Source organism: Kribbella sp. VKM Ac-2569 (assembly GCF_004216905.1).
Classification (GTDB): domain Bacteria; phylum Actinomycetota; class Actinomycetes; order Propionibacteriales; family Kribbellaceae; genus Kribbella.
On record NZ_SGXJ01000010.1, the window covers coordinates 124,741 to 149,548 of the forward strand.

General features: G+C 68.7%; 20 protein-coding genes. 13 read left to right on the plus strand and 7 right to left on the minus strand.

The window, feature by feature from the left end; genetic code table 11:
- Positions 1-350: 350 nt before the first annotated feature.
- Complete coding sequence (locus tag EV649_RS40535; RefSeq protein WP_130389062.1) at positions 351-1,694, plus strand: GGDEF domain-containing protein; 1,344 nt, start codon at positions 351-353, stop codon at positions 1,692-1,694.
- Here EV649_RS40535 and EV649_RS40540 read toward each other — a convergent pair.
- Positions 1,684-2,658 (minus strand): zinc-binding dehydrogenase, encoded by a 975-nt coding sequence (locus EV649_RS40540; protein ID WP_130389063.1) that lies wholly within the window; start codon positions 2,656-2,658, stop codon positions 1,684-1,686. The genes EV649_RS40535 and EV649_RS40540 overlap by 11 nt on opposite strands.
- A 104-nt stretch (positions 2,659-2,762) precedes the next feature.
- Here EV649_RS40540 and EV649_RS40545 point away from each other — a divergent pair, with 104 nt between their 5' ends.
- The 3 genes from EV649_RS40545 to EV649_RS40555 are packed head-to-tail and all read left to right on the plus strand — an operon-like array spanning position 2,763 to position 7,774.
- Positions 2,763-5,576 (plus strand): DEAD/DEAH box helicase, encoded by a 2,814-nt coding sequence (locus tag EV649_RS40545; protein WP_130389064.1) that lies wholly within the window; start codon positions 2,763-2,765, stop codon positions 5,574-5,576.
- Entirely contained in the window at positions 5,569-6,813 is a 1,245-nt protein-coding gene (locus tag EV649_RS40550) for an SWIM zinc finger family protein (RefSeq protein ID WP_130389065.1), read from the plus strand. Before EV649_RS40545 ends, EV649_RS40550 begins: the two co-directional genes overlap by 8 nt.
- A 52-nt stretch (positions 6,814-6,865) precedes the next feature.
- Positions 6,866-7,774, plus strand: coding sequence for a hypothetical protein (locus EV649_RS40555; protein ID WP_130389066.1), 909 nt, complete (start codon positions 6,866-6,868; stop codon positions 7,772-7,774).
- A gap of 106 nt (positions 7,775-7,880) precedes the next feature.
- On the opposite strand, the gene EV649_RS41925 is transcribed toward EV649_RS40555, so the two are convergent.
- The 4 genes from EV649_RS41925 to EV649_RS40575 form a co-directional block, all read right to left on the minus strand.
- Entirely contained in the window at positions 7,881-8,024 is a 144-nt protein-coding gene (locus EV649_RS41925; protein ID WP_241999299.1) for a hypothetical protein, read from the minus strand.
- A gap of 4 nt (positions 8,025-8,028) precedes the next feature.
- Entirely contained in the window at positions 8,029-8,670 is a 642-nt protein-coding gene (locus EV649_RS40565; RefSeq protein ID WP_130389089.1) for a hypothetical protein, read from the minus strand.
- A 181-nt stretch (positions 8,671-8,851) separates the two neighbouring features.
- Positions 8,852-9,832, minus strand: coding sequence for an SGNH/GDSL hydrolase family protein (locus tag EV649_RS40570; protein WP_241999301.1), 981 nt, complete (start codon positions 9,830-9,832; stop codon positions 8,852-8,854).
- Positions 9,833-9,886: 54 nt separating this feature from the next.
- Positions 9,887-10,585 (minus strand): TrmH family RNA methyltransferase, encoded by a 699-nt coding sequence (locus EV649_RS40575; RefSeq protein ID WP_130389067.1) that lies wholly within the window; start codon positions 10,583-10,585, stop codon positions 9,887-9,889.
- 196 nt (positions 10,586-10,781) lie between these two features.
- Between EV649_RS40575 and EV649_RS40580 the strand changes: the two genes are divergently transcribed.
- The 8 genes from EV649_RS40580 to EV649_RS40615 all read left to right on the plus strand — a co-directional run bounded on the left by EV649_RS40580 (position 10,782) and on the right by EV649_RS40615 (position 23,529).
- The gene (locus EV649_RS40580) at positions 10,782-12,074 is read left to right on the plus strand and encodes an ISL3 family transposase (RefSeq protein WP_130389068.1); all 1,293 of its coding nucleotides are present in this window, start codon (positions 10,782-10,784) and stop codon (positions 12,072-12,074) included.
- A gap of 321 nt (positions 12,075-12,395) precedes the next feature.
- Positions 12,396-13,586, plus strand: coding sequence for a hypothetical protein (locus tag EV649_RS40585; RefSeq protein WP_130389069.1), 1,191 nt, complete (start codon positions 12,396-12,398; stop codon positions 13,584-13,586).
- On the plus strand, positions 13,583-14,221 hold the full coding sequence (locus tag EV649_RS40590; protein WP_130389070.1) for a hypothetical protein: 639 nt from the start codon (positions 13,583-13,585) through the stop codon (positions 14,219-14,221). The genes EV649_RS40585 and EV649_RS40590 overlap by 4 nt, the downstream gene beginning before the upstream one ends.
- A complete protein-coding gene (locus tag EV649_RS40595) occupies positions 14,214-14,882 on the plus strand; it encodes a hypothetical protein (RefSeq protein WP_130389071.1) in 669 nt (222 codons plus the stop codon). The genes EV649_RS40590 and EV649_RS40595 overlap by 8 nt, the downstream gene beginning before the upstream one ends.
- Positions 14,879-18,007, plus strand: a complete 3,129-nt coding sequence (locus EV649_RS40600; protein WP_130389072.1) for a chromosome segregation ATPase — start codon at positions 14,879-14,881, stop codon at positions 18,005-18,007. The genes EV649_RS40595 and EV649_RS40600 overlap by 4 nt, the downstream gene beginning before the upstream one ends.
- A 110-nt stretch (positions 18,008-18,117) precedes the next feature.
- Positions 18,118-20,829 (plus strand): AbfB domain-containing protein, encoded by a 2,712-nt coding sequence (locus tag EV649_RS40605; protein WP_130389073.1) that lies wholly within the window; start codon positions 18,118-18,120, stop codon positions 20,827-20,829.
- 1 nt (position 20,830) lies between these two features.
- Positions 20,831-22,636, plus strand: coding sequence for a glycoside hydrolase family 76 protein (locus EV649_RS40610; RefSeq protein WP_130389074.1), 1,806 nt, complete (start codon positions 20,831-20,833; stop codon positions 22,634-22,636).
- Between the two features lie 242 nt (positions 22,637-22,878).
- Positions 22,879-23,529 carry a hypothetical protein gene (locus EV649_RS40615; protein ID WP_130389075.1) on the plus strand — a complete coding sequence of 217 codons (651 nt, stop codon included), beginning with the start codon at positions 22,879-22,881 and terminating at the stop codon, positions 23,527-23,529.
- Here the strand turns inward: EV649_RS40615 and EV649_RS40620 are convergent, their stop codons facing one another.
- Both EV649_RS40620 and EV649_RS40625 read right to left on the minus strand, forming a co-directional pair.
- Positions 23,530-24,009, minus strand: a complete 480-nt coding sequence (locus EV649_RS40620; RefSeq protein WP_130389076.1) for an AAA family ATPase — start codon at positions 24,007-24,009, stop codon at positions 23,530-23,532.
- A 9-nt stretch (positions 24,010-24,018) separates the two neighbouring features.
- Positions 24,019-24,273, minus strand: a complete 255-nt coding sequence (locus EV649_RS40625; RefSeq protein ID WP_241999303.1) for a hypothetical protein — start codon at positions 24,271-24,273, stop codon at positions 24,019-24,021.
- Positions 24,274-24,425: 152 nt separating this feature from the next.
- Here EV649_RS40625 and EV649_RS40630 point away from each other — a divergent pair, with 152 nt between their 5' ends.
- Positions 24,426-24,686 (plus strand): helix-hairpin-helix domain-containing protein, encoded by a 261-nt coding sequence (locus tag EV649_RS40630; RefSeq protein WP_130389078.1) that lies wholly within the window; start codon positions 24,426-24,428, stop codon positions 24,684-24,686.
- Positions 24,687-24,808 lie beyond the last annotated feature (122 nt).

The following is a 24,808-nucleotide window of genomic DNA, read 5'->3' on the forward strand; positions in this document are numbered from 1 at the left end:
CGGATAGTAATTGGCATAGTCCGTGGATAATCCCGGTGCGGTCATTTGTCGAACTCCCGCGTTTAAGCGGTGAACGATTTCTGTGGAATGTAAGAAAAAGGTAAAGAAATACCGCTCGTCACCAGTCGTTGCCGCCACCGGTGAACCAGTCATTGCCACCGGTGAACCAGTCGTTACCGCCGAGGCCGTCGGTGCCGGTACGGACGGGGAGCGCTGAGATCTGCATGATTTTCGACCCTTCTTGGTGCTGACCAACTGGTGGAATGGCCCGGGCATCCGGGTGACCTGACGTGAACAGGTCGTTACTATGAACGCATAACCGCTCAGATCGACCGCATGTGAGGCTGACGATGATTCTGATCGGTCGGAGCAGCTGGGTGCTACCTCGGCAATGGAAGCTCTGGTCGTTGCCGAGGACCGCGTTGGCTTATGTGCTCGCGATTGATTTGATTGCGCTGACGATTACCACACTCGCGGTCCGGAGCACGCTGAGCGGCCCGAATTCGGGGGTCCGGCATTCGGAGTGGGTGGCCTTCGCCGTACTGGCCGTGGCGTCGACCATGCACCTGGAGTTTGCCCGCGGAATCGAGCGCCGACGCGAGCTGGCGGCCAACACCTCGCCGCACACCAACCTGAAGTGCCTGTGGATCTTCGCGGCCCTGCTGTTGCTCCCGCTGTCGCTGGTCGTCCCGCTGGTCGTGCTGGCCTACACCTACTCCTGGTTCCGCGTATACGGCCGGACCGTCGCGCACCGCAAGGTCTTCTCTACCGCGACGTACGTCCTGGCCAGCGCCGCGGCGGCCGCCGTACTGCGTGCAGGTGGTCTGCTGGACGCTCCGCGCGTCCCTACCGGTTTCTGGACGCTGCTGGTCGTTCTGGCCGCGGCCGCGACCTGGTGGCTGGTGAACTACGCACTGGTGATCGGAGCGATCCTGCTCTCCACCCCGGACGCCACTGCGCGTGACGCGCTCGGTGAGCTGTCGGACCAGATCGTCGTGTGCGCCGGGCTCGGTCTGGGCGTAGCGATCGCTGCGGTGCAGACGTCGTACCCCTGGGTCGTTCCTGTGCTCATGGTGACGGTGCTGGCGCTGCACAGGGACCTGCTGCTCCCGCAGTACCAGCGGGCCGCCGGCATCGACTCCACGACCGGTCTGGCCACTTCGTCGTACTGGGCGAGCGCAGTGCCCGCAGAGCTCGCTCGTGCGGACACGCTGCGCAGCACGGTCGGTCTGCTGATGCTGGACCTGGACAGGTTCAAGGAGATCAACGACACCTACGGTCACCCGGCTGGCGACGAGGCACTGCGTGCTGCCGGTGAGGCGATCCGTGCGGAGGTGCGAAACGGCGATCTGGTCGCGCGGGTCGGTGGAGACGAACTGGCGGTGCTGCTGCCCGGCGCGTTCGAGTCCGAGGTGCTGGAGATCGCGGAGCGGATCAGAGCGCGGCTCGTGACCCTCACGGTCTCGGTCAGTACGACGGACAGGGGTACGGCGACGCTCGACGGCGTACCGGCATCGTTCGGCGCGGCCGTCTACCCGGCTGTCGCGAACACGATGGACCAGCTGATCCTGGCCGCCGACGACGCACTGCTGCGGGCGAAGCGGTCCGGGCGGAACCAGATCGTGGTCGCCCGCCCGAACCACTCCGAAAAGCTGCAGCCTGACGAGCCTGCCGAACAGACCGTCAGCGACTGACCTCGATCAGCGCCTTGCCGCGCAGCGTACGGTTCTCGAGCGCCCGGTGCGCGTCCGCCACGTGGTCGAGGTCGTAGACCTGGTCGATGACCGGCTTCAGGTCCCCGACTGCCGCCCGAGCGATCACGGCGGCGCCGGTGACCGACGTCGTCGTCGAGTCGGCACGCAGGTCCATGATGCCCTTCACGGTGAGGCCGCGCCGCTCGACCTCGGCGGCGTCGTACGGCGCGAAGCTGCCGCTCGGCGCCCCGTGGGCGGAGATCCAGCCGCCGTCCTTGACCACGCTGAACGCGGTCGCGCCCAGCTCGCCGCCGGCGCCTTCGAACACGATGCCGGCACCGTGGCCGTTCGTTGCCTCAAGCACTAACTTCTCCCAGCCCGGCTTGCCGTAGTCGATCAGTACGTCGGCGCCCTGGGCCCGGCTGAGTTCGAGCTTCTCGTCGCCGCGGGCGGCCGCGATGACGTGGGCTCCGGCCTTGTGCGCCAACTGGATCAGCAGCAGGCCCATTCCGCCGGCGGATGCGGTGATCAGGACGTCCTGCCCGGCCATCGGCGGCGCGAGTTCCTCGAGCATGAGGGCCGTGAAGCCGTCGCCGTACACCGCGACCGCGGTCCGCAGGTCGAGTTCGGGCGGTACCTCGACCAGATCGGTCGTGGTCAGGGCCAGCTCCGCATGAGCGCCGAAGGCCACGCCGCGACCCACGACGGTCTTGCCGATCCAGTCCTCCGATACGTCGGGACCCACCGCCCGGACCCGTCCGCCGAGGTTGCTACCGGTGACGTACGGCGCCTGCACGTCGAAGAACTCGCCGTGATGACCCCGGCGGATCGCGGTCTCGACGAAGATCACGTCCGCAATGCCGACCTCGACAAGCACCTGCCCCGCGGCGGGCTCGGGAGCCGGGACCTCGCGGGTCTCGATCACGTCCGGACCGCCGAACGCGGTCACTACTGCTGCACGCATATTCACACTCTCCGGTTGTCTACTTGAACCACCGAGCCTGCAACCTCAACACTGGTTCAGGTCAAGTCCGAGGATTGTCGGAGGTGCGGCGTACTGTGCGGGGCATGTTCGACGCCGTCTTCGTGCCTGCTGACCCGCCGCGCGCGGGTCGACTGGCGCTGTACGGCGACCTGGCCGCCTCGGGCGAAACCGCCAATGGGACAGTCGACCTGGTCCTCCCCCGCGGCACCACGGTCCGCCGTACCACGGTCCCCGCTCGCCTTCTGGACATAGAAGAGGTACTGACCCGCCTCGCCGAGCAGGACTCCGACCGGTTGGACGGCTCGGGCAGTTGGGCGGCGTGGCGAGCGGCTGGGCTTGCGGGGTTGGTGCTGATCGGGCGCGGGCGGCTGGTGCCGGATCGGAGCCCGGAGGGGTACGGCGCTTGGCGGGTGGCACCGCTCGACCCGCTCGACCACGCCTGGCTGCGGAACCTCAGCGCCGCAATGCCGGCGTACGGTCATGCACTGCCGCTCGACGGCACCCGCCCCGTCCGGCTGATCGAGCCGGAGCAGCTGGTTCGCGCGTTCTGGGACGCGCTCGCGGACAGCCTGGTCCGCACCCCCGCCGCAGCCGTCGCGGCCCGCCCCGGCGCCGCGCCCTTCGCGGCCGCCGAACCCACAGCGCTCCCCGGCCCCACCGCCTGGCTCGACGAAACCGCCCTGGCCGAACAAGCCGGCACCCGCCTCGTCCTCCGCATCGAACCACCTGATTCCAATGACACCCCGGACTTCCGGGCCGTTCTGCAGTTGCGGAGCGGGGTGGACCCGAGCCTGCTCGTCGACGTCGCGGACATGTGGAACGCGCCGGCCGCCGTACTCACGGCCCTCGGCGAACGCGCGGAGACCGACCTCCTCCTCGCTCTCCGTCGCGGCGCCCGGGTCTGGCCGCCGCTCGGTTCGGCCCTCCGCGACGCTGCGCCGGAAGACGTCCCGATCGACGACGAGGCGTTGGAAGAGCTCGCCGAGGGCAGTACGGCGCTGGAGGGCGCCGGCATCGAGGTGCTCTGGCCGACGGAACTGTTCGCCGGCGAACTGGCCGTCCGCGCCACTGTCGCGACGCCGACACCCGGTGCCGTCACCGGCCCCGATTTCAGCCTGACCGAACTCGTCGCGTTCCGCTGGCGTCCCACGCTCGACGGCCAGGACCTGACCGAGGCTGAGGTCGCCGCGCTCGCCGAGGCGAAGCGCCCGATGATCCGCATGCGCGGCCGCTGGATCCGGGTCGACCACGACCTCGTCCGACGGCTCCGCAACGGCTCCACCCGCGAGCTCACCGGCGCCGAAGCGCTCGGTGCCGCGCTCACCGGGACCATCGAGGTCGACGGCGAGCTGGTCCCGTTCGATGCCGACGGTTCGCTGGCCGCGATGCTCGCCCGGCTGCGTACGGCCGAGGAGCCGGTGCCGTTCACCGAGCCCGTTGGTCTCAAGGCGACCCTGCGCGACTACCAACGCCGCGGCGTCGCGTGGATGGCGCAGCTCGCCAACCTCGGCCTCGGCGGTTGTCTGGCCGACGACATGGGCCTCGGCAAGACCATCCAGGTCATCGCGCTGCATCTGCAACTCAAGGGCCGCGGCCCGACCGTCGTCGTCTGCCCGTCGACACTGCTCGGCACGTGGGAGCGGGAGTTCGAGCGGTTTGCCCCCGACGTACCGACCCGCCGGTACCACGGCGCCGGACGGACGCTCAGCGATCTCGCGCCCGACGAGGTCGTGCTCACGACGTACGGCGTGGTGCGCCAGGACCACCGGGTGCTCGGTGAGATCGCGTGGGGCCTCGCCGTCGCGGACGAGGCGCAGCACGCGAAGAACCCGTTGTCCCGCACCGCCCGCGCCCTGCGAACGTTGCCGTCAGCAACCAGGATCGCGCTCACCGGTACGCCGGTGGAGAACCGGCTCTCCGAGCTGTGGTCGATCCTCGACTGGGCGGCGCCGGGGTTGCTCGGCACGCTCGACAGGTTCCGCCACGATGTCGCCGTACCCGTGGAGCGGTTCCACGACGAGGAGGCGACCGCCCGGCTCGGTCGGGTGACCCGGCCGTTCCTGCTGCGTCGACGGAAGAGCGATCCGGGGATCGCGCCGGAGTTGCCGCAGAAGTCCGAGCACGATGTCGTCGTACCGCTGACCACCGAGCAGGCCACGCTCTATCAGGCCGTCGCGAAGGAAACGCTCGCGAAGATCGAGGAAGCCGAGGGCATCGCGCGGCGCGGGCTGGTGCTGAGTCTGCTCACACAGTTGAAGCAGGTGTGCAACCATCCGGCGCAGTTCCTGCACGAGCCCGGTCCGCTCGAGCGGCGGTCCGGCAAACTCGCGGCGCTGGACGAGCTGCTCGACGTGATCCTGGCCGAGGGCGAGTCGGTGCTGATCTTCAGTCAGTACGTCGAAATGTGCAAGCTGATCGAGGCGCATCTGGCGGCCCGGCAGGTCAAGACGTTGTTCCTGCACGGTGGCATCGGGGTGCGGAAGCGCGAGCAGATGGTGGAGCAGTTCCAGTCGGGCGAGGCGCCGGTGTTCCTGCTGTCGCTGAAGGCCGGCGGAGTCGGGCTGACGCTGACGCAGGCCACGCATGTCGTGCACTACGACCGGTGGTGGAACCCGGCGGTCGAGGATCAGGCGACGGACCGCGCGTACCGGATCGGTCAGGATCGGCCGGTGCAGGTCCATCGCCTCGTCACCGAGAACACGCTCGAGGACCGGATCGCCACGGTGATCAACGCGAAACGCGACCTTGCGGACGCCGTCGTCGGGTCGGGCGAAGCGTGGCTGAGTGAGCTGTCGGACACGGAACTGACCGAGCTTGTCGAGCTGTCGACAGGACCGGTGCGATCCGGGTCGGCGAGTGCCTACAACCCTTCTGCGGTTGGGAAATCCGATGGCTGACGAGGATCGGACGCCGTGGCAGGGGTGGCGTCGGAAGGGTGAGGACGCCGGGTTGCCGGCGGCCAAGGGCGCGGGGAGCCGGCGGTCGTTCGGGGCGACGTGGTGGGGGCGGGCCTGGTTGGAGGCGCTCGAGCAGCGGGCCCGGCTCGATCCGGGCCGGCTGTCGCGCGGACGGTCGTACGCGCGGCGCGGCAGTGTGCTGGAGCTGACGGTCAGCCCGGGCGAGGTCGAGGCGATGGTGCAGGGCAGCCGCGTCACGCCGTACCAGGTGACGGTTCGGATCCGCGCGTTCTCAAGGGACGAGTGGGACGCCGTACTCGATGTTGTGTCGGCGCAGATCGGGCGGGTTGCGGCGTTGCTGGACGGGGAGTTGCCGCCGGAGGTCGTGGAGGACGTACAGGCTGCCGGGCTGGATCTGTTGCCGGGCGCGGGCGAGGTGCTGACGAACTGCAGCTGCCCGGACTTCGCCGTACCGTGCAAGCATTCCGCGGCCGTTTGCTACTTGGTGGCGGATGCGCTGGACGATGATCCGTTCGCGTTGCTGCTCCTCCGCGGGCGGCGCAAGGACGAACTCTTGGCCGCCCTCCGCTCCCGCCGCACCGGCACCACCACCGCACCGGACGCGCCCCGCACGCCCGCACCAGCAGGCATCCCAGCCATCGCAGCGTTCTCCCGGCGGGATGTGGGTGTAGGCGTGGTTCCCGTGCCGGCGCCGCCTCGACCGCTCGGGGCGCCCGGCGTACCAGCCGCCGTGAAGGTGCTGGACCCACCGCGATCGTCCGGGGTCGACGTACGCGATCTCGTCGCCCTAGCCACCGACGCCGCCCGCCGAGCCTGGGAGCTGGCCTCCGGCGACGTCAACCAGGCCCTCACCTTCGAGCAGGACCTCGCACGCCGAGCAGCAGCTTCCCTCGGTACGCCGGAACTCGCCGACCTCGCGCACCGCGCCGGCATCTCTTCCCGCCAACTCACCACCTGGGCCACCGCCTGGCGCCAAGCCGGCCCCGGCGGCCTCGCCGTCACCGTCGACGACCCCCACGACGTCGACCCCGAAGCCCTAGCCGAAGCCCTCGAAGTCCTCCCCCACGCCACCACCGAAGCCAACCGAGTAACCACCGCCAAAATCCAACTCCGCCTCGGCCGAGACAACCTCTGGTACCGCTTCGACAAAAGCTTCAACGACTGGACCCTCACCCACCCACCCGCAGCTTCCCCCCAAGACCTCCTCCAAGCCTGAACCAGTTCAGGCTATGCTCCCGCGCCGGAGCACTTTCCTGGGGAGGAACACGATGCATCGCCGAATCACCACGACCATCACGTCAGCGGTGCTCGTCCTGACTCTGCTCGGCTGCGACCCCCAAACCACCTCACGCTCCGAGCCAACCCCGACGCAAACACCGATACCGACCGGCAATCTGTGTGAACGCATCCAGCCCAAGCTCGCCGGAACCTGGACGATCGGCAGCCCGGAGCCCAGGCTCTACGCACCGCTGTCGGACGCCTGCCTGCTCACCGACACAGCGCAGAAGGCCCACCAGATCCAACTCGCGCTCTCGGCAGCACCGGTGACCGACGCACAGTCCGCGGTGCTCCGGCGGGACGACGCAGCATCCGTGGCTGGGTGGTACGCCGCCAAAGTCATCGATGGTGGAGCCGGGACCGGTTCTTGGGCCCTCAACCCTGCGGCAGCCGCTCCCTGGCTGGTCGTCCGCAGCGGCGGCCGGCTGATCAGGTTGCGCGTGGTGAACGACGGCGCCGGAACTCTCGACGAACTCCGGTCGATCGCCCGGACGATCACCGCTTTGCCCGGCGAATTGCCGTCGGCCGTCGCCATGATCACCCGCCCGGAGTGCAGCCGCGGGACCGCTGCAGCCGAGCGCGTGCTGGGCTCGAAGATCGTCCTCGAGCGAGACGCGCTTGTCGACGGCCACCTGACCTGTCAGTGGGGCACGGCAACACGCTCGGCCGTGGTGCGGCCCCGCAGCCTCCTCGAGTTCAATGAAGTCAAAGCCGGAGCCTCGGCGGGATGGGCGCATCGAGTGAGCGTCGGCGCCGAAGGCTGGCAGCAGTCCAACGGTGTGCTGCTCTTCCGCACCAAGAGCGGAACGTACGTCGAGGTGACCGGGACGCCGGGCAGCGCGCTACGGACGGCGTCGATCCTCGCCCTCGCCCAAGCGATCGCTCCTGTCTACCGCTGACGCACGAACGCCTCGGCCACGCGGGTGATGAGGTCATACGGGATCGGTTTGTTGAGGGGGAATTTGAGGGTGCCTTTGCCGGAGCGGTAGGGGGTTAGGGCTTTGGTCAGGGCCGCGTCGGCATCTGGTAGCTGATCTTCTCGCCCGCATCGGGTACGGCGGCGTGGATAGTACGGCGTACCTCGTCGAGCACCTCGCGGACTTCCGCGGGGAACGACGCGATGTACTCGTCCACAGTCTCGAACGCCATCTGACTATCCTGCCGCGGTCAGAGGGACGAACGGCATCGGTTCGGGGTCCGGGTTCGCGTCCCAGGGTTCGGCGAGTGGGGTCGGGCGCCACTTCCATGAGGCGGGTGCCGGTGTGCCCGCCACCGTCGTACGGCCGGTCAGTCGACGCAGTTCGAGCCAAGGGTCGTCAGCTGCGCGTGGTTCATGAGGGAACAGCCGTGCGAGGACGCGATCGCACAGGTCGGCGGGCGGATCGAGCGTGCAGCCCAGGCCTTCCGCGAGATCCTGGCTGTGGACGAGCAGCTCCACACACGCCATTCCGGCGAAGCCCTCCGGATCGCCGATCCCCCACGGATGGAACGCCCGGGTCCCCGCCGGGCTCGCGCGCACGACCGACGCGAGGATCCGCCCCGCGGCTTCGACGAAATCGAGTACGCCAGCCGGCGGAGCGAGCGGTTGTGCCTGCGCGGACCAGCGCACGTACTGCGTTCGCGCACCCACCGCGAGCTGCGACGCCCAATGCAGCTGCGCCTGCCCGATGTGCTCGGCCGTCTTCCGGCAACTCCACTCGATCGTCCCGGCCCGCACTCCCCAATCAGCCTCCACCGCCGGCCGCAGCGCCCCCACTACACAATCGGTCGCCACCTCGACATCGCCCGCCGTCACCACAACCCCGCTCCTCTCGCCGCCCCCAGTCTGCGGTCCCGGAACGCCGAAAAAACAGTCTGTTGCGCACCGCCCGTTTCTGTCATAAATAGAAGGAAGAGCGGGACCTAGGAGGGAAATGTGCTCCCGCGGCCCAGAAACCCTCCTAGTACGTCGGCCGGTGGGTTGGCGGGGCGTGGGGTTAGGCCGGGCGGCGGAGAGAGGTTTGTTCTTCGAGGGCCTGGATCAGGTGGGTGGCGATTTTGGTGTGGCCTGCGACCGTGGGGTGGACCTGGTCGGTGCAGTCGTCTTCGGTGATCCAGCCGGTGGAGTCGACGCAGACCAGGTTCGGGTCGTCGAGGGACTTCACCGCGGCCTGGATCATGTCCGCGTGCTTGCCGTTGAACGGGGTCAGCGACACGATCGTCGCGGCCGGGTACGCCGCCCGCACCCGGCGTACGTAATCGGCGTACTCCTCGGTCTCCAGCGTCGGGTCGTTCACGCCGAGGTTGATCACCACCACGTCCGACGGCTCGACCCGCTCGGCCGGCGAGCCGGCGAAGTTCCACCCGAACGAGTCGACCCCGGCCGGCACCTCGCCGTTCCCCGGCTTGCTGATCCCCTGGCTCCCGAACCCGACCTGGTACGACGTGGCACCGAACGCGCGTGCGGTCAGATAGGCGTACGACGTCGTACCGTCAGCTCCCTCCGACTCCGGGTGCTCGCTCAGCGACCGCACGCCCTGCGTGATCGAGTCACCGTAGAACTCCATCCGCGGACCGCTCGGACGGCCACTGAGCCGTAGCGCCGACCTCACGTCGAGCACGAGGCCGGCGAACACGACCGCGCACTCGAACGGCGGATTCCACCGGTTGACGTGCTCGTTGACGTCCTTCACCACCAGCGACACCTGGTGCCTGCCGTCGGGCGCCGACAACTCGATGACCGGTCCGTCGAGCACATACAGCGAAGGCTCGCCGTCGTCGACCGTGATCCACAGGTGCGGCGCCACGGTCAGCCCGTCGGTGTCGAACAGCAACTGCAGCCGCTCACCGGCGTACGAGAACGAGATCCGCGACCCGGAGTTGACGGTGATCGCCACGCCGGGCTGCTGTCCCCACTGTCCTTCCAGGACGATGCGCGGATCGGACGGGGCGACGACCTCGCCTGGCTCGAACGGCACGACTGGCTCCTTCTGCTCGGTTGCCGTGCCATTCTGCCTGGCCACTCCATCGAGTCACCAACCTTCCTTCCTAGCCCGCGCCTCGAACAGCAGGATCCCGGCCGACAGCGCGACGTTCAGCGAATCCGCCTGACCGAGCATCGGGATCGACACCGCGTCGAAACCCTCGTCGTGCCACGCCCGCGACAACCCCGAGCCTTCCGAACCGACGACGAACGCGGTCGGGCCGTCGTACTGCGGAACTCGGTAGGTACCCGTCGCGGCCGGGTCTGCGAGGTGAACGCGGAACCGGTGGCTCCGCAGCCACGCGGCCGCTGACGGGATGTCGTCGAACTCCACGATCGGGGTCGAGAGGACGGTGCCGCGGCTCGCGGAGTACACGGCGGGGTGCGTCGGGCGGGCGCGGCGGCTGGTCAGGACCAGGCAGTCGGCGTTGGCGGCGTCCGCCGTACGGATCAGGGTGCCGAGGTTGCCGGCGTACTCGACACCGTCGGCCACCAGGACCAGCGAGCGGCTGGTGAAGCGGAACGTCTGCGGCCGCCACTCCGGGACCCGGGCGATCGAGATCAGGCCGTCGGAGCGGGTCTTGCGGGACAGGCGAGCGAGCAGCTTCTCCGAGATCCGGTAGACCTCGGTGGCGCGGTCGGCGATCCGGGCGACGTCGGTCGCACCAGCCTCAGGGCACCAGAAGAAGGTTTCGACGGTGGCGGTCGTGGTGAGGAGGCGTTCGTGTTCCCAGGTGCCTTCGACCATGATCCGGCCGGGTGAACCGTCCTTACGCAGCGCGAGCAGGTCACGGACACGGGGGTGTTGAGCGCCAATAGAGCGGATAAAGGGCTCTTGTGCTGTATGTGTGGGTGATTTGAGCGTGCCTGGAGTGGCGCACGCCGTTCTCTGTCTAGGTTTCTGAGCTGTCTAGGAACAGGAACCTGGTGGACTGGAGAACGGCGTGCGTGCGGACAGTTTATGGCGTGCGGTCTTGGGGGTTGAGAAGACGGTCGTGGAGGACGTCGTGTTCGACCGGGTCGGGTTGGTCGTGGTGGTGTCGGTGCGGCCGGTGGCCCGGGAGCGTGGCCGGTGTGGGCGGTGCCGGCGCCGTTGCTCGGGTTATGACCTGGGGCGTGGGGAGCGGCGCCGGTGGCGGGGGCTGGACCTGGGTGTGGTCCGGCTGTTTGTGGAGGCCGAGTCGGTGCGGGTGGCCTGCCCCGAGCACGGGGTGGTGGTCGCGCATGTCCCGTGGGCCCGTCACGACGCTGGGCATACGCGCATGTTCGACGACCAGGTGGCGTGGCTGGCCACGCAGACGTCGAAGACGGCGGTGACGCAGTTGATGCGGATCTCGTGGCGCACGGTCGGGGCGATCGTGAAGCGGGTGTGTGCCGACGTGGACGCGGCCCGCGACCGGCTCGACGGGCTGGCCCGGGTCGGGATCGACGAGGTCAGCTACCGCAAGGGCCAGCAGTATTTGACGGTGGTGGTCGACCACAATTCGGGGGATCTGGTGTGGGCGCAGCCGGGTCGCGACGCCGCGACCGTGGCCAGGTTCTTTGACGCCCTCGGACCCGATCGCGCCGAGGCGTTGACGCACGTGTCGGCCGATGGGGCCAGCTGGATCACCGGCGTGGTCGCCAAGCAGGCGCCGCAGGCGGTGTTGTGCGCGGACCCGTTCCATCTCGTGTCCTGGGCCACCAAATGCCTGGACGAGGTACGGCGTGAGACCTGGAACATCGCCCGCCGCGCCGCCGGCGGCACCCGCCAGATCGGCGACCTGGCCGGGGGCCGTTACCACGCCTCCCGCGGAGACGCCCAGACCATCGCGCGGTCACGGTGGGCGTTGTGGAAGAACCCCGAAGACCTCACCACCAAACAAACCGCCCAACTCGCCTGGATCGCCACCTCCAGCCCGCGCCTGCACCGCGCTTACCTCCTCAAAGAAGGCCTCCGCCACGTGTTCAAACTCGGCGGCACCGACGGCAAACACGCCCTCCAACGCTGGCTGACCTGGGTCCAACGCTGCCGCATCGACGTGTTCGTCGAACTCGGCCGCAGGATCAAACGACACCTACCCGCCATCCACGCCAGCCTCGACCACGGCCTCACCAACGCCCGCGTCGAAGCGGTCAACACCAAGATCCGGCTCATCACCCGCACCGCCTACGGCTTCAAAGACCCACAAGCCCTCATCGCCCTGGCCATGCTCACCCTCGGCGGCTACCGACCACCCCTGCCCGGCCGAAACTGACCCACACATCAGACAGGAGACCCGGATAAAAGGGGTGCACAGTCATGTGCAAGCTCCGTAAGGAGAGAATCAGCAAGCGCGCCGGGGACCCTGCGACAGGGCCCGCACCGGCGGGGCGACACCCATCAGGTGCCGTGGTACTGACGCGGCCTATCGACCGCGTCAGCCAAGGATTCTCATCACACCTCGGATGGTAAGCAGCCGCGCATCCGCCGTCATCCGGTTTTCCACAGGCCGGTGGCGGGCGAGTTTTGGTCTGTCGGTGCGGGTGGTTAGAGTCCTTTTCTTGTTGCTGTTGCTAGCACCCGGGAGGGAGTGCGGATGGACGCGACACTGCTCGACGCCGAGGCCGACGCGGCCGTGCTGCGTGTCTACCGTCAGGTGTTCGCCGTGCTCGCCCGCGAGGCCGGCGCGATGATCGTCGATCCGGACCTGCTGGACGCCGACCAGGCGATCCTGGACGCGTTCGCCGAGGCCGGCAGCGACGGTCTGACCGTGGAGCAGGCCACCCTCGCCTGCCGGGCGTATCCGCACGACGTGATCGTCCGCCGCTTCGACGTCCTCCGGCAGTACGGCGCGATCACCAAACTCGTCGACCGTCCGAACGAGTTGCGCCACCGCGCCGCTTTCGCGCCGTACGTGATGCTGATGTTCCTGCGGCGAATGTCCGTCCAGGGCGGCCAGGGCGAGCTACACCAGCTGCTCACCCTCGAGGCGCACAGCGTCAGCGACCCGCAGGCGACGGCCGACGACGGCAAGGCCTCGATCGGCCGCCTGACCAAGGTCTTCCGCCTGCTCGGCAACGAGCTCGCCATCCTGGTCGCGACCAGCACCACTGCCCAGCTCCGGGAGAACGCCCAGCTCGCCTGGGGCAACGAGCGCCTGATCGAGCAGGCCGAGAAGGTCCACCGGCTGGTCCTGGACCGCTGGCCTGAGCTGCACCGCGACTGCACCTCGCTCCGGATGGCGCTGGCGGCGTACGCCGACGCTGTCCAGCTCGCCGCCGGCCGCCTGGTCGAGCGCGCCGGCACGACGCGGGCGCTCGGTATCCTGCCCATCGAGACCTGGCTGACCTTCTCCAGGAGCAGCGAGCCCGACACGCTGGCCGCCGTACTCGATGGTCTGTTGTTCGACGCCGCCGCACCGGACTTCTCCGCGCAGACGATGGTCGAGGCAGTAGAAACAGGACGTCGCAGCGGCACCGCACGGATGGCGCCGCCACGTCCGACCGCCGACGCTGATGCTCCGGAGTCCGCCGCCGCGACGGACCGCGAGGACCTGCGTGGCGAGGCCGAGCGAGTGCTGGCGGGGCGCCCGTCCGTCGACATCGTCGAGGTCATCGACGAGGCAGGCGACTGGATCACCGCGCGCCGCGTGCTCGCCGAGTTGACGGCGGCGCATCTGCACGACGAGCTCGACTACGAGCTGGTGTGGTCCGACGGCATGCGGATCGATCCCACCGCGGGTACGCCGTGGGCGACCGAAGGCGTGTTCCGCCGGGTGGTTCGATGAGCACCGAAGCGGTCGAGCGGCGGCTGTACAACGCGTTGTGGTGGGCGAAGGTGCAGTCCGCGGGCCCGCTCGAGGTCGACCCGGACACGCCGGCCGTCGCCGGTCTCACCCGAGCCGCGGCACCGGACGGGTCAGCGGTTTGGCTGGTGCCGACGCTCCCGTCGGGCGCAGGTCATGGCGTGCTCGACGAGCTCGACGCTCCCCCGGTCGCCGTCGAGCAGCCGAACGAAACGGCTCGCATCCTCGCGATCTGCGTCGCCTGCTGCTGGACCGACCGCAGCGCGCCGGCCTGGCCCGGTTCGAGGGGCACGCTCGCGCAGATCAGGTCCGTGTACGCCGGGATGCGCGGCCGCCCCGAGCAGTCGAGCGACCTCACCCTGATCATCGGCAGCCTGCGCCGCCTGCACGCCACGCACTGGCTCCTGTGGGACGACAAGGCCGGCGAGGTCCGCCTCGGCCCGCGCGTCATCACCTGGACCGCGGCCGACCTGTCCACCCTCCGCGACCTCTGCCGCCATCTCCCCGAACCGCCCCCGCCGGTCCTGTCCACGCAGGCTGTCGCCGAGCCGGTCTCCGAGACCGCGCTCCCCGACGCGACTGCTCGGTCCGCCGACGAGGAGGAAGCGGATGACTGAGCAGCACGCGTTGTTCGACCCTCTGCTCCAGGACCTCAGCGACCGCTCCCGCGACGAGGTGCTCGCTGCGTTCAGCGCAGTGCAGTACGCCGCGCACCCGGTCGCCGAAGTGCAGCTGGCCGGTCTCCGCGACGTCACCCTGCGCCGCCAGGTGCAGCGCATGCTCAAGCTCATCGGCCGGACCCTCGTCCACGTCGACGGCACCCATTGGACCGCTGGGTACGACGACGACATCGCCGCCAGCCTCGTGGCTCAAGGCTGGCAGCCGTTGTCCGCCATCGACCGCGCGGTGCTGGTGCTCGTGCTGATCCACTCCGTCGCGATCCCCCGCAGCGAAGGCATTCTGACCGGCGACAGTTGGAAGTCGGCACGACCCACGACGGTCGACGAGCTGCGGACGACCAGAATCAGCGGCGAGGAGCGGCGCCTTGCCCTGCAGCGGTTGCGCGCTGCGGGGTTGATCCAGCTGTCCGGCGATCACTCGGGCGGTCCGTCGTACATCCCGGGTCCGCAGCTGCAGCGATTGACACCGGCCGCACGTCGTCGCCTGCAGGATCAGCTCATCCTCGCCGCCGCCCCGGCCAGTCCGATCGCCGAGGCCATCCGCGCCCGCAACGGCGTCCCAGCAGAAGTCAGCATGACAACGGGAGAAGATGCATGAGCACTGAGGACGGACCGTTCGACATCCTGGGGTCGAAGGTGCTGCTCGGTGTGCAGGTCGTCGACCTGTCCCGTCTGTCGACACACCCGATCCCGATGATCGGCCGTGGTCTGATCACGGTCGCCGGCCAGGGCCCGACCGACTCGAACGGCGCAGGTAAGTCGTCCTGGATCGCCGCGCTCAGCCTCCTGCACGCCGACGACCAGTGGCGCCTGACCAGCGGCGCGCCCGGCGCGGCCGAGCTGCTGTTCACCGCCGAGGCGGCCGGCCAGGAAGGCAACTGGTCGAACGTCGACCGGGGCTACATCGTCGGCGTCTTCTCCGACCCCGACCTCAGCGACCTCGACGCGATCGAGGCGGCCGCGATCACCGTCTGGATCCGCATCAACCGCAAGGCGTCGTACATCGACCTGCGCTGGAAGCAGGGCCTGCACATCCCGTACGGCGCGACCGAGGCCGAGCGGGCCGCCGGCGCCGACGCGTTGTGGGCCACGCTCCCGCACTCGAACGGCCGCACCGACTTCCACGCCAACAAGCTCTCCCAGGTGCTGTACGGCGGTCAGGTCCGGTGTGTCTCGTTCTTGTCGACGTCGGTGCGTTCCAGCCCGACTGCGAACCTGCTCGCCGAGCCGCTCAACGAGCTCGGCCCGGCGCGGATCTTCAACGCGATCGCGACGCTCACCGGTCTCGACCACGAGCTCGAGCAGGAGCAGGCGCACCGTTCCGCCGAGCACACCCAGCGCGAGGCGACCAAGCAGGCGACCGCCGACCTGCAGCGCTGGGAGCAGGAGATGGCGACCGTCGAGGCCGGCATCCTGCAGCGCGCTGCAGCACGTGAAGCGCTCGCCGCGGCGAAGGAATCCTGGCAGGCGCGCTCGGCGCGGCACTTAATTGACGGCTCCGCGCGGAACGACGAGATCCTTCAGGAGCTGACGGTTCTCGACGAGCGGGTCGCCGAGCAGGAGGCTCGGAAGGAAGCGATCGAAGCCGATATCGATGCCTTTGGCAACGAGGAGGGGATGCTCCGGGACGTCCAGCTGACCCGCCAGGAGCGGGACAAGCTCGACGCTCGCGACCGGGAGCTCGACCTGGCGCAACGGTCGGTGCGGGAGCAACTGGAGCGCCTCGGACAGGAGCACCGGCGGCTGCTGGAAGCGGGCCGTTCGGCAGACGGCCGCGATCTGACGGCGGCCGGTGAGGAGCAGGACGAGGCTCGCGCGGTGCTCGAGGAGCACATCGGCCGCGACCACGCCGCACGCTCCGCAGTCGACCACGCGACGGCCGAGCTGCGCGAGGCCGAGAGCGGTCAGACGGTCTCCGCGCCGCAGCAGCAGGTCCTGGACAACGCCGGGATCGAGTGCGGCGCGCTCACCGACATCACCGAGCTAGCCGAAGCCGATCGAGCCGAGTGGGAGCCGCGACTGGCGCCGTACCGGGAGGCGGTCGTCATCGACGCGGTCGATGCGACCGTCGCATCGACGGCGCTGGCCGACGCCGGGTACGCGGGATTCGTGCTCGTGCTGGCAAATCGGCCCGGCGCCAAAAGCTCCACGCGGAGCTCTTCAAAGATGGGCGGCCCGAAGTCGGCCGACAAGCGGTTCGTGCTGGATGCGTTCTTCGCCGCGATCGGCGAGCGCGCGACCAAGGACAACATCGACGATGTCGCCGGTGTGGTGGCCGTCGGGCAGTTCGACGAGCCGATCACCGGCCGGACCGCGCGGATCGAGGCCGCTCGCCGCCGCGTGGAGGCGGCAATCGAAGTACGTGGCGAAGCTTCCGCGGCACTCGAGCAGGCCCGATCGCGAGTAGAACAGGCCGAGCGTCGTACGGCGGCCGCACGCGCGCTCGCCGATGCGGACTCGGTGCAGGAGCAGATCCTCGCGCTCCGCGAGACCGTCGACCGGCACGAGACCGACCGCGATGCGCTCGCGCCGCAACTGCAGGCGGCGAAGGAGTCCGCCGAGACCGCCGCCGGCCAGCAACTCGTCCGCGACGAACGGCTGAAGAACCTCGAAGCGACCCGTCGCGACCACGACCGGATCCTCGACGAGCTGACCGGCCGCCGCCTCGCGCTGCGCGAGGAGCAGACCACGCTCGACCTCACCACCCGGACCACGGCCTGGGGCGGGACGCCCGCGGAAGCTGAGGAGTTCATCCTCGGATTGCCCGACGACGCGCAACGCCGTACGACGGCCGACTGGAACCACCAGGCGTGTACGCAGCTCGACGACGTCATCCGCCGCTGCTTCCCGAACGCCCGATCGCGTGAAGAGATCCCGACCGAGCTGTGGGAGATCCTGAACGGCCCGGACGGCTGGACGAACGGCACCCTGGGCGACCGCGTCGGCCTGGTGCCGGCGCTGCAACGCACGCTGAGCAGCCACCTCGCCCAGCACGAGACCTTCGACAGCCTGCAGCAACAGCAGATCGCCAGCCAGCGCGCCGAGCGGAACGCCGCGCTCGAACGCGCCCGCGAAGGCCTCGGCGAAGCGGAGAGCACGGCCCGCGCCCACCGCGCGTCGCTCGCCGACGGCATCAAGGCACGACTGCGCCTGGTGTCCCAGGAGTTCGACCGCCTCGACCAGCAGTACGGCGGGTACGGCGCGAAGCTCGAGTTTCCCGAGCCCGATCCGCCCGCCGAGCCCGACAAGCCGTGGCGCTGGACGGTCACGCCGAAGTGGCGCCGGTCCGAGGGCGGCCCGTTCTCCGCGTTCAACGTCAAGGGCAACACCGCCCAGATGGACGAGAAGGCGGTGAAGCTGGTGTGCGCGGCCGCGCTCGCCGGCGGCTCCGACCGTCCGCTGCTGCTGATCCTCGACGAGCTCGGACGCAACCTCGGCTCGCAGCACCGTCGCGAGGCGGTGGCACTGTTCGAGCAGATCGGTCGCGACCGGAACATCACCGTGATCGGCGCGCTCCAGGACGACATGGAGCGGTACGCGCTCGCCTCGTCCCGGCTGTACGTCAAGCTCCGGCGCAGCTCGGACACCATGCCGTACAACCAGGCGCCGGTGGTGAAGGGCAACGAGGACAACGCGGCCCGGGTCGAGCTGCTCCGCGAGTGGATGACGTCGTACCGCGGTTCGACGCCGACGCTGGAACTGGCCTCGCCGACGCTCACGTAGTCCGACAATTTCCGACAGAAACAATCAGGCGAGGTCTTGACCTCGCTCCGTGGGCCCGCATACTCACCAGGTGAGAGCGCTCTCTTCCTACCGCCCCAGGGAGATCCCCCATGCTGTCGCGACGATTCCTGCTGCTGACCACAGTCCTCGCCCTCTTCGCCGTACTCCTGACACCGCTTGAAGCGAGCGCGTTCACCCCGAAGCCACCGCCGTTGGCCACGCCGTGGACCAACCAGGTGTCGGTGACCGATCCGCTCCCTGAGTACCCGCGGCCGCAGCTGACGCGGACCGAGTGGCAGAGCCTCAACGGTGTCTGGCAGTTCGCACCGACGAGCGACCTGAACAACCCGCCGACCGGGGCGCTGCCCGAGGAGGTCCTGGTCCCGTACCCGATCGAGTCCGCGCTCTCCGGCATCCAGCGCCACGAGAACCGGATGTACTACAAGCGCACGTTCACCGTCCCGGCCGGCTGGTCGGGCCGCCACGTGCAACTCAACTTCGGCGCGGTGATGTGGCAGTCGAAGGTGTGGGTCAACGGCACGCTGCTCGGCACGCACGAGGGCGGGTACGACGCGTTCTCGTACGACATCACTTCGGCATTGCGGGCCGGGAGCAACGACATCGTCGTCGGTGTCTGGGCACCGGTCGACACCGAGGACATCCCGCTCGGCAAGCAACGCGTGAACCGCGGCGGCATCTGGTACACGCCGTCGTCCGGCATCTGGCAGACCGTCTGGATCGAGCCGACGCAACCCACTTGGATCACCCGGCTCGACACGATCCCGAACGTCGCCGCCGGCGGCCTCGACCTCACCGTGCAGGCGCCAACTTCAGGACAACCGGTGCACACCCAGGTGTTGTCCGGCGGACAGGTTGTCGGCGAAGCGAGCGGCGTCAGCGGGACGCAGTTCCGGATCGCCGTACCGAACGCGCGTCTGTGGTCGCCCGACGACCCGTTCCTCTACGACCTCCGCGTGACGATGGGCAACGACTCGGTCGGCGGGTACTTCGGGATGCGCTCCGTCGGCAAGGCGATGCTCGGCGGCTTCCTCCGGCCGACGCTGAACGGGAAGTTCGTCTACGCGCTCGGCACCCTCGACCAAGGATTCTGGCCGGACGGCCTCTACACCGCGCCGACCGACGAGGCGTTGCGGTTCGATCTGGAGCAGCAGAAGGCGCTCGGCTTCAACATGGTCCGCAAGCACATCAAGGTCGAGTCGGCGCGCTGGTTCTACTGGGCGGACAAACTCGGGCTGATGGTCTGGCAGGACATGCCGTCGCTGGTTGCCGGACGCAACGCTTCGACGACCGGCGAGGCGCGGTACGAGTCCGAGCTGCGGCGGATGGTCGACAGCCACAAGCAGATCACGTCGATCACCCAGTGGATCCCGTTCAACGAGGGCTGGGGCGAGTTCCAGGCCGGCCGGATCGCCGACCTCGTGAAGAGCCTCGACCCGAGCAGGCTGGTGAACCACAACTCCGGTTCGAACTGCTGCGACTCCGATCCGGATCCCGGCAACGGCGACGTCATCGACGATCACATGTACGTCGGTCCTGGCATCGCGCGGGCGCCGTCGACGACGCGCGTACTGCAACTCGGTGAGTACGGCGGACTCGGTCTGCACGTCGCCGGTCACGAGTGGCCGAGCGGCAACAGCTTCGCGTACGAGATGCTCCCGACGAGCGATGCGCTGACGACGCGGTACGGGCAGATCACCAGCCAACTGCCGGACCTGATCACCGGCTCCGGCCTGTCCGGCTCGGTCTACACGGAGCCGACCGACGTCGAGGACGAGATCAACGGCTTCTACACCTACGACCGCCAGGTGCAGAAGATGGACTTCGCGCGGGTGCGGGCCGTCAACCAGCAGGTGCTGGCCGCCGCCAACGGTACGACGCTACCGACCGGCAAGCTGGTCTCGTTCCGCGTCACAACCCCGACGTACACGAACCGCTACCTGCGGCACATCGACGGCGTCGCAAACACCGAGGTCGTCGAGGCCGGCAGCAACCAAACGCTCAAGCAGGACGCGACGTTCTGGGTCCGGCCGGGGCTGTCCAACAGCAGCTGCTACTCCTTCGAGTCGCGCAACTTCCCCGGCCAGTACCTGCGCCAGCGTGACCTTCGGATCTACAAGGAAGCCAACCCGAACGCAGCCGACGCCACGTTCTGCACGCATCCCGGTCTGAGCGGCGGCGGTACGTCGTTGGAGTCCGCCGCCCGGCCTGGGTACTACCTGCGTCATCGCAACTCCGAGGTCTGGCTGGACACCGACACCGGCGGCTCGTACCGCGACGACGCGACCTGGAACCTCGTCCCGGCCTGGTGGCGCAGCGGTGCGGACCTCGCTGTCGGCCAGACCCGCACGTTCCGCGTAACCACGCCCGGCTTCACCGATCGAGTACTGCGGCATCGCGACGGGCTGGCCCGGACCGACGTGATCGACGCGAACTCGGCGCTCGCGGACCGCCAGGACGCGAGCTTCGTGATCCGAGCCGGCCTAGCCGAGAGCAGTTGCTACTCTCTCGAGTCGCTCAACTTCCCGGGCCAGTACCTCCGGCACAGCAACTACCGGCTGCAGAAGGCGTCCAACGACGGCACCGACACCTTCCGCAAGGACGCCACGTTCTGCGCCCAGCCACCACGCGCCGGCGGCGCCGGCAACGTGTCACTGCAGTCGATCAACTACCCGACGTACTACGTCCGGCACGCGAGCGAGCTGGTCTACATCGCCACCGTCGGCGGGGCCAACCCGTGGGACGGCGGCGGTTCGTACGACGCCGACACGACGTGGGCCGACCAGCCCGGACTCGGAGGCTGACATGAGAGTTCTCTTGGCTCTCGTCCTCGTGCTGACGTTGGCGCCCGCGATCCCCGCCGACGCGCAGCCGTTGGCAGCACAGGTTTGTTCGGTCTCGTGCGACACGCTCGATCCTTCGAAGGCGCAGGAGGAGACGTTCCCGGTACCGGAGAAGGTGATCAACGGGCGTCGCGTCGTACTGCACGTGTCCGACAAGGACGCGATGGCGTGGGGCAGCATCGACAACGGGTCCACCAACGACGCGGTCTGGCTGGACCGCAGCTGGGACGGTGGCGAGACCTGGGACGGCCTGCTCGGCAAGGCCTCGATCCCGTCCGGGTGGACCGGCACGCGAACGCTCATGTACAACCTCGCCGACCCAGCCGGGCACCGCCGCGGCCTGATCCGCGCCTGCGGTGATGCGGCCGGCGTCGACTGCACCGCCTGGGTCCACACCGCGGTCTGCGCAGCGGCCTGTGACGGTAGCTCGGGCCCGTCCGGCGACAACCAGCCGGTGCCGTCGACCACGCTGTCCAACCGGCGGATCTCGCTGCATATCGACAATCGCGGGATGGCCTGGGGCGCTCTGGAGAACGGCGCGGGAGGCGACGAGATCTGGCTCGATCGCTCCTGGGACGAAGGCGCGTCGTGGCCCGACGGCTCATCACTCGGCCGGACCAGCGTCGCCTCCGGCGCTGGTGCAGCCACAACCCGTCTCTACGCTGTGGCCGACCCAGTCTCCAAGCTGTACGGCGGCGCGGTCCGAGCGTGCGGGCGAGCCGTCGAAAGCCAGAACGGCAGCTGTACGTCGTGGGCGCGGCCGGCGTCCGACCGGACCGGTGCAGCCGCCGACGCGTTGATGTACTCGTACCAGCCGCACACCGCGTGGTGGCTGTCGAGTTGGTGGAACTCCGCGGTGGCGGTGACGACGCTGATGGATTACCAGCAGCGCACCCGCCGTACCGATCTGCGCTGGATCGTGAACGAGGTGTTCGAGAAGAACAAGGGAGTGTTCCCGGCCGGCGAGAAGAGCGGTGACGCGCTGGAGGGGAACTTCATCAGTCGCGCGATCGACGACACCGAATGGTGGGGTATCGCGTGGATCGAGGCGTACGACCTGACCGGCGACCGTCGGTACCTGGATATGGCGGTCACCATCGCCAACTACGTCCAGGGGTACTGGGACACGAGCACGTGTGGCGGCGGGGTGTGGTGGGACCGCGAGCGCACGTACAAGAACGCGGTGACGAACGGGCTCTACATCCGGATGACCGCGGCGCTGCACAATCGGCTGGCCGGCGACACCGTCTGGTTGCAGCGGGCAAACGCGGCGTGGAACTGGTTCGTTGGCAGCGGGATGATCAACTCGTCGAACCTGGTGAACGACGGTGTGACCGGTGCGTGCACCAACAACGGCCAGACCGTGTGGACGTACAACCAGGGCCTGGCGATCGGCGGCGCGCTGGAACTGTGGCGGGCAACCGGAGACAGCTCCCTCCTCGCGAGGGCTCGGCAGCTGGGTGACGCGGCGATGTCCTCGCTCAGCCCGGGCGGGATCCTCACCGAGAGCTGTGATCCGGCCAGCACCTGTGATGACAACCAGAAGCAGTTCAAGGGCATCTTCATGCGGTACTTCATGGACCTGGCGGACTCCACCGGCGATGCGTCGTACCGGACCTATGCCCAGCAGCAGGCCGACTCGATCTGGCGGAACGACCGCGACTCACTGAACCGTCTCGGTCAGCGCTGGGCGAGTGGCGGCACGCGTGACTGGCGCACGCAGGCGAGCGCTCTGGGGGCCCTGGTGGCGGCGACTCCGCCGGGCTGAGCTTGACACTTGTCCAGATTTCGATGTGTTGTTACCAAAATCGGACCCCGGTGCTGCCCCTTGACCACGGGGTGCAGCAGACTGGTCCGGTGACTTTTCCGGAGAGGCGCCGCACCTGCTCACGCCGAGTAGGCGGAGCTCTGGTCAAGCGGTCGTATGACGGCGTACCGTCGCCTGCATCCGGCACTATGTCACGACCTGGCGCAGTGCTGCCGCCGCCTCATCATGATCGGAGGGCGTGAATGGCTTCCTGGCTGCTGCGCGCCCAATGGCCGCATCGTGACGAGTCCGTCGAGCACCGCGCGCTCCGGGTCGGCCGGACGCTGACCGCGGTGGCGGTCGCGTTCCCCGACGTCCACATCTGGACGCAGGACGAGCGCTGGGGGTACCACGTCCTCGAGGCCGACGGCTCCACGCCGCTGCAGGAGATGGTCGAGGCGACGACGAAGGTGCTCGCGAACGGTACGAGTACGACGCGTCTCCACCTGCAGAGCACCGGCGAATTGCCGTGGCTGTTCGACCTGTCCATGGGCGGCACGATGACGACCGTCTCGGACCAGCTCACGCTGCACTGGAGCGACGAGGACGCGCTGCAGCAGTCCGAACGCTTCGCTCAGGTGCTGCGCGCGGTCGTCACAATCTGGGAACCGCAGTGGGCGAGCATCGCCGACACCGAGCTCGCCGCGGCGGCCGGTGTCTTCCGGCGCGGGATCCCGATGATGGGCTGGCTCACGTACGTGCGGGGCATGGTGGCCGGCGCTCCCGGCATCGACATCACGCTCACGCCGTACGAACGTGGCACCCTTCTGCAGGCGCCGGTCTCCCCGATCGACCTCACACCGGTCCACATCTGCGCCGCAGCCGCGCTCGTCGGCATCGCACCCGAGGAATAGCTAGTCCGTCACCACGAGCTGCCGATCCCAACGCTGCAGCTCTTCCGCTGTCGGCACTTCGAACTTGGCGCTCCACTCCATGAGCTCCTCCCGGCTGATGCGGAACGTCGCCTGCGGCAAGTTCGCGTTGCGTCGCTCGAGCCGCTCCCACAGCACCTCGAACGGCAGATCGAGTACGACGATCTCCGCACTCGCACCGAGCGCCTGCGCCCGGGTCCGGAACAGATCTCGCTCCTCCTCCGACCAGCAGCCGTAGTCGAGGATCACATCCACCTCGAGCGCCAACGCCCTGGCCGCGACACCCCAGAGCAGCTCGGACTCCAGCACCCAGCGCCGTCCGTCGACCTCGTTCGTGTTGAACAAGGCGTCCATCCACTCGTCCGGCGTGAACCGCAGCGCCTTCCGCTCCTCCTCGATCCGTCGAGCCCAAGAAGTCTTGCCGGCACCCGGCAACCCGACGATCAGCACCATCCCAGCCATCCGGAGAGCCTAGTCGGCGGGAGCGGCACTGCCCGCACCGCGATGTCTCAACGTCACCAGATCGTGGCGGGCGACCAGCAACGTCGCCTCCTCCAGCCCTTCGATCGTGAAGCCGGCGTCGGCGATCAGCCGCAGATCGTCCCCGCCCGGCGCCAGCACCTGCATCCCGTGCAGATGAATCTCCCGCCCACCGGCCAGCCGTACCTCGACATCGGGGAAGCAGAACCGGAACAGCGCCAGGATGCGCAGGCACCGCTCAGTCACCGTTCGAGCGTCACCCGAGGGCACAGCTCCAACAGTTGGCAGAAACCTCCAAGGACCTGGAGTCGATCTTGCGCGGGTCACGCTTGCCTGCCCGGGCGTGATCGTCCGATTCGTTCAAGACCTGGTGGCGGCTGCCGAGGCATCGTCGAAGCATGCCGAAAGAGAATCCAGACCTGACCAGCCTCATGAACGTCGGTCCAGCTGTCGCTAACTACCTGGCACGCGCCGACATCACGCAGATCGACCACCTGGCCGGGCGCGATCCCGTCGACATCTACGAGACGATCTGCGAACGGGACCAGCAACGCCACGATCCGTGTCTCCTGGACACGATCATGTCCGCCGTCGACCAGGCGAACGGCAACCCGCCGCGGCCCTGGTGGACATACACGCCCGAACGCAAGGCCGGCTGACGGCAATGATGTGCAGAAATATTACGGCCACAAATGTTAAGGGCCACCCCTAGTGGGGTGGCCCTTAACAGTGTGAATGTCCGGCGGCGTCCTACTCTCCCACGACCTCCCGGTCGCAGTAC

Bases quoted from the DNA above. Each gene is read 5' to 3' on its own strand.
- EV649_RS40555 (WP_130389066.1), top strand. From the start codon at position 6,866: ATGCATCGCCGAATCACCACGACCATCACGTCAGCGGTGCTCGTCCTG.
- EV649_RS40615 (WP_130389075.1), top strand. From the start codon at position 22,879: ATGGCTTCCTGGCTGCTGCGCGCCCAATGGCCGCATCGTGACGAGTCC.
- EV649_RS40550 (WP_130389065.1), top strand. From the start codon at position 5,569: ATGGCTGACGAGGATCGGACGCCGTGGCAGGGGTGGCGTCGGAAGGGT.
- EV649_RS40545 (WP_130389064.1), top strand. From the start codon at position 2,763: ATGTTCGACGCCGTCTTCGTGCCTGCTGACCCGCCGCGCGCGGGTCGA.
- EV649_RS40600 (WP_130389072.1), top strand. From the start codon at position 14,879: ATGAGCACTGAGGACGGACCGTTCGACATCCTGGGGTCGAAGGTGCTG.
- EV649_RS40620 (WP_130389076.1), bottom strand. From the start codon at position 24,009: ATGGCTGGGATGGTGCTGATCGTCGGGTTGCCGGGTGCCGGCAAGACT.
- EV649_RS41925 (WP_241999299.1), bottom strand. From the start codon at position 8,024: ATGGCGTTCGAGACTGTGGACGAGTACATCGCGTCGTTCCCCGCGGAA.
- EV649_RS40590 (WP_130389070.1), top strand. From the start codon at position 13,583: ATGAGCACCGAAGCGGTCGAGCGGCGGCTGTACAACGCGTTGTGGTGG.
- EV649_RS40595 (WP_130389071.1), top strand. From the start codon at position 14,214: ATGACTGAGCAGCACGCGTTGTTCGACCCTCTGCTCCAGGACCTCAGC.
- EV649_RS40610 (WP_130389074.1), top strand. From the start codon at position 20,831: ATGAGAGTTCTCTTGGCTCTCGTCCTCGTGCTGACGTTGGCGCCCGCG.
- EV649_RS40605 (WP_130389073.1), top strand. From the start codon at position 18,118: ATGCTGTCGCGACGATTCCTGCTGCTGACCACAGTCCTCGCCCTCTTC.
- EV649_RS40575 (WP_130389067.1), bottom strand. From the start codon at position 10,585: ATGGTCGAAGGCACCTGGGAACACGAACGCCTCCTCACCACGACCGCC.
- EV649_RS40630 (WP_130389078.1), top strand. From the start codon at position 24,426: ATGCCGAAAGAGAATCCAGACCTGACCAGCCTCATGAACGTCGGTCCA.
- EV649_RS40535 (WP_130389062.1), top strand. From the start codon at position 351: ATGATTCTGATCGGTCGGAGCAGCTGGGTGCTACCTCGGCAATGGAAG.
- EV649_RS40540 (WP_130389063.1), bottom strand. From the start codon at position 2,658: ATGCGTGCAGCAGTAGTGACCGCGTTCGGCGGTCCGGACGTGATCGAG.
- EV649_RS40585 (WP_130389069.1), top strand. From the start codon at position 12,396: ATGGACGCGACACTGCTCGACGCCGAGGCCGACGCGGCCGTGCTGCGT.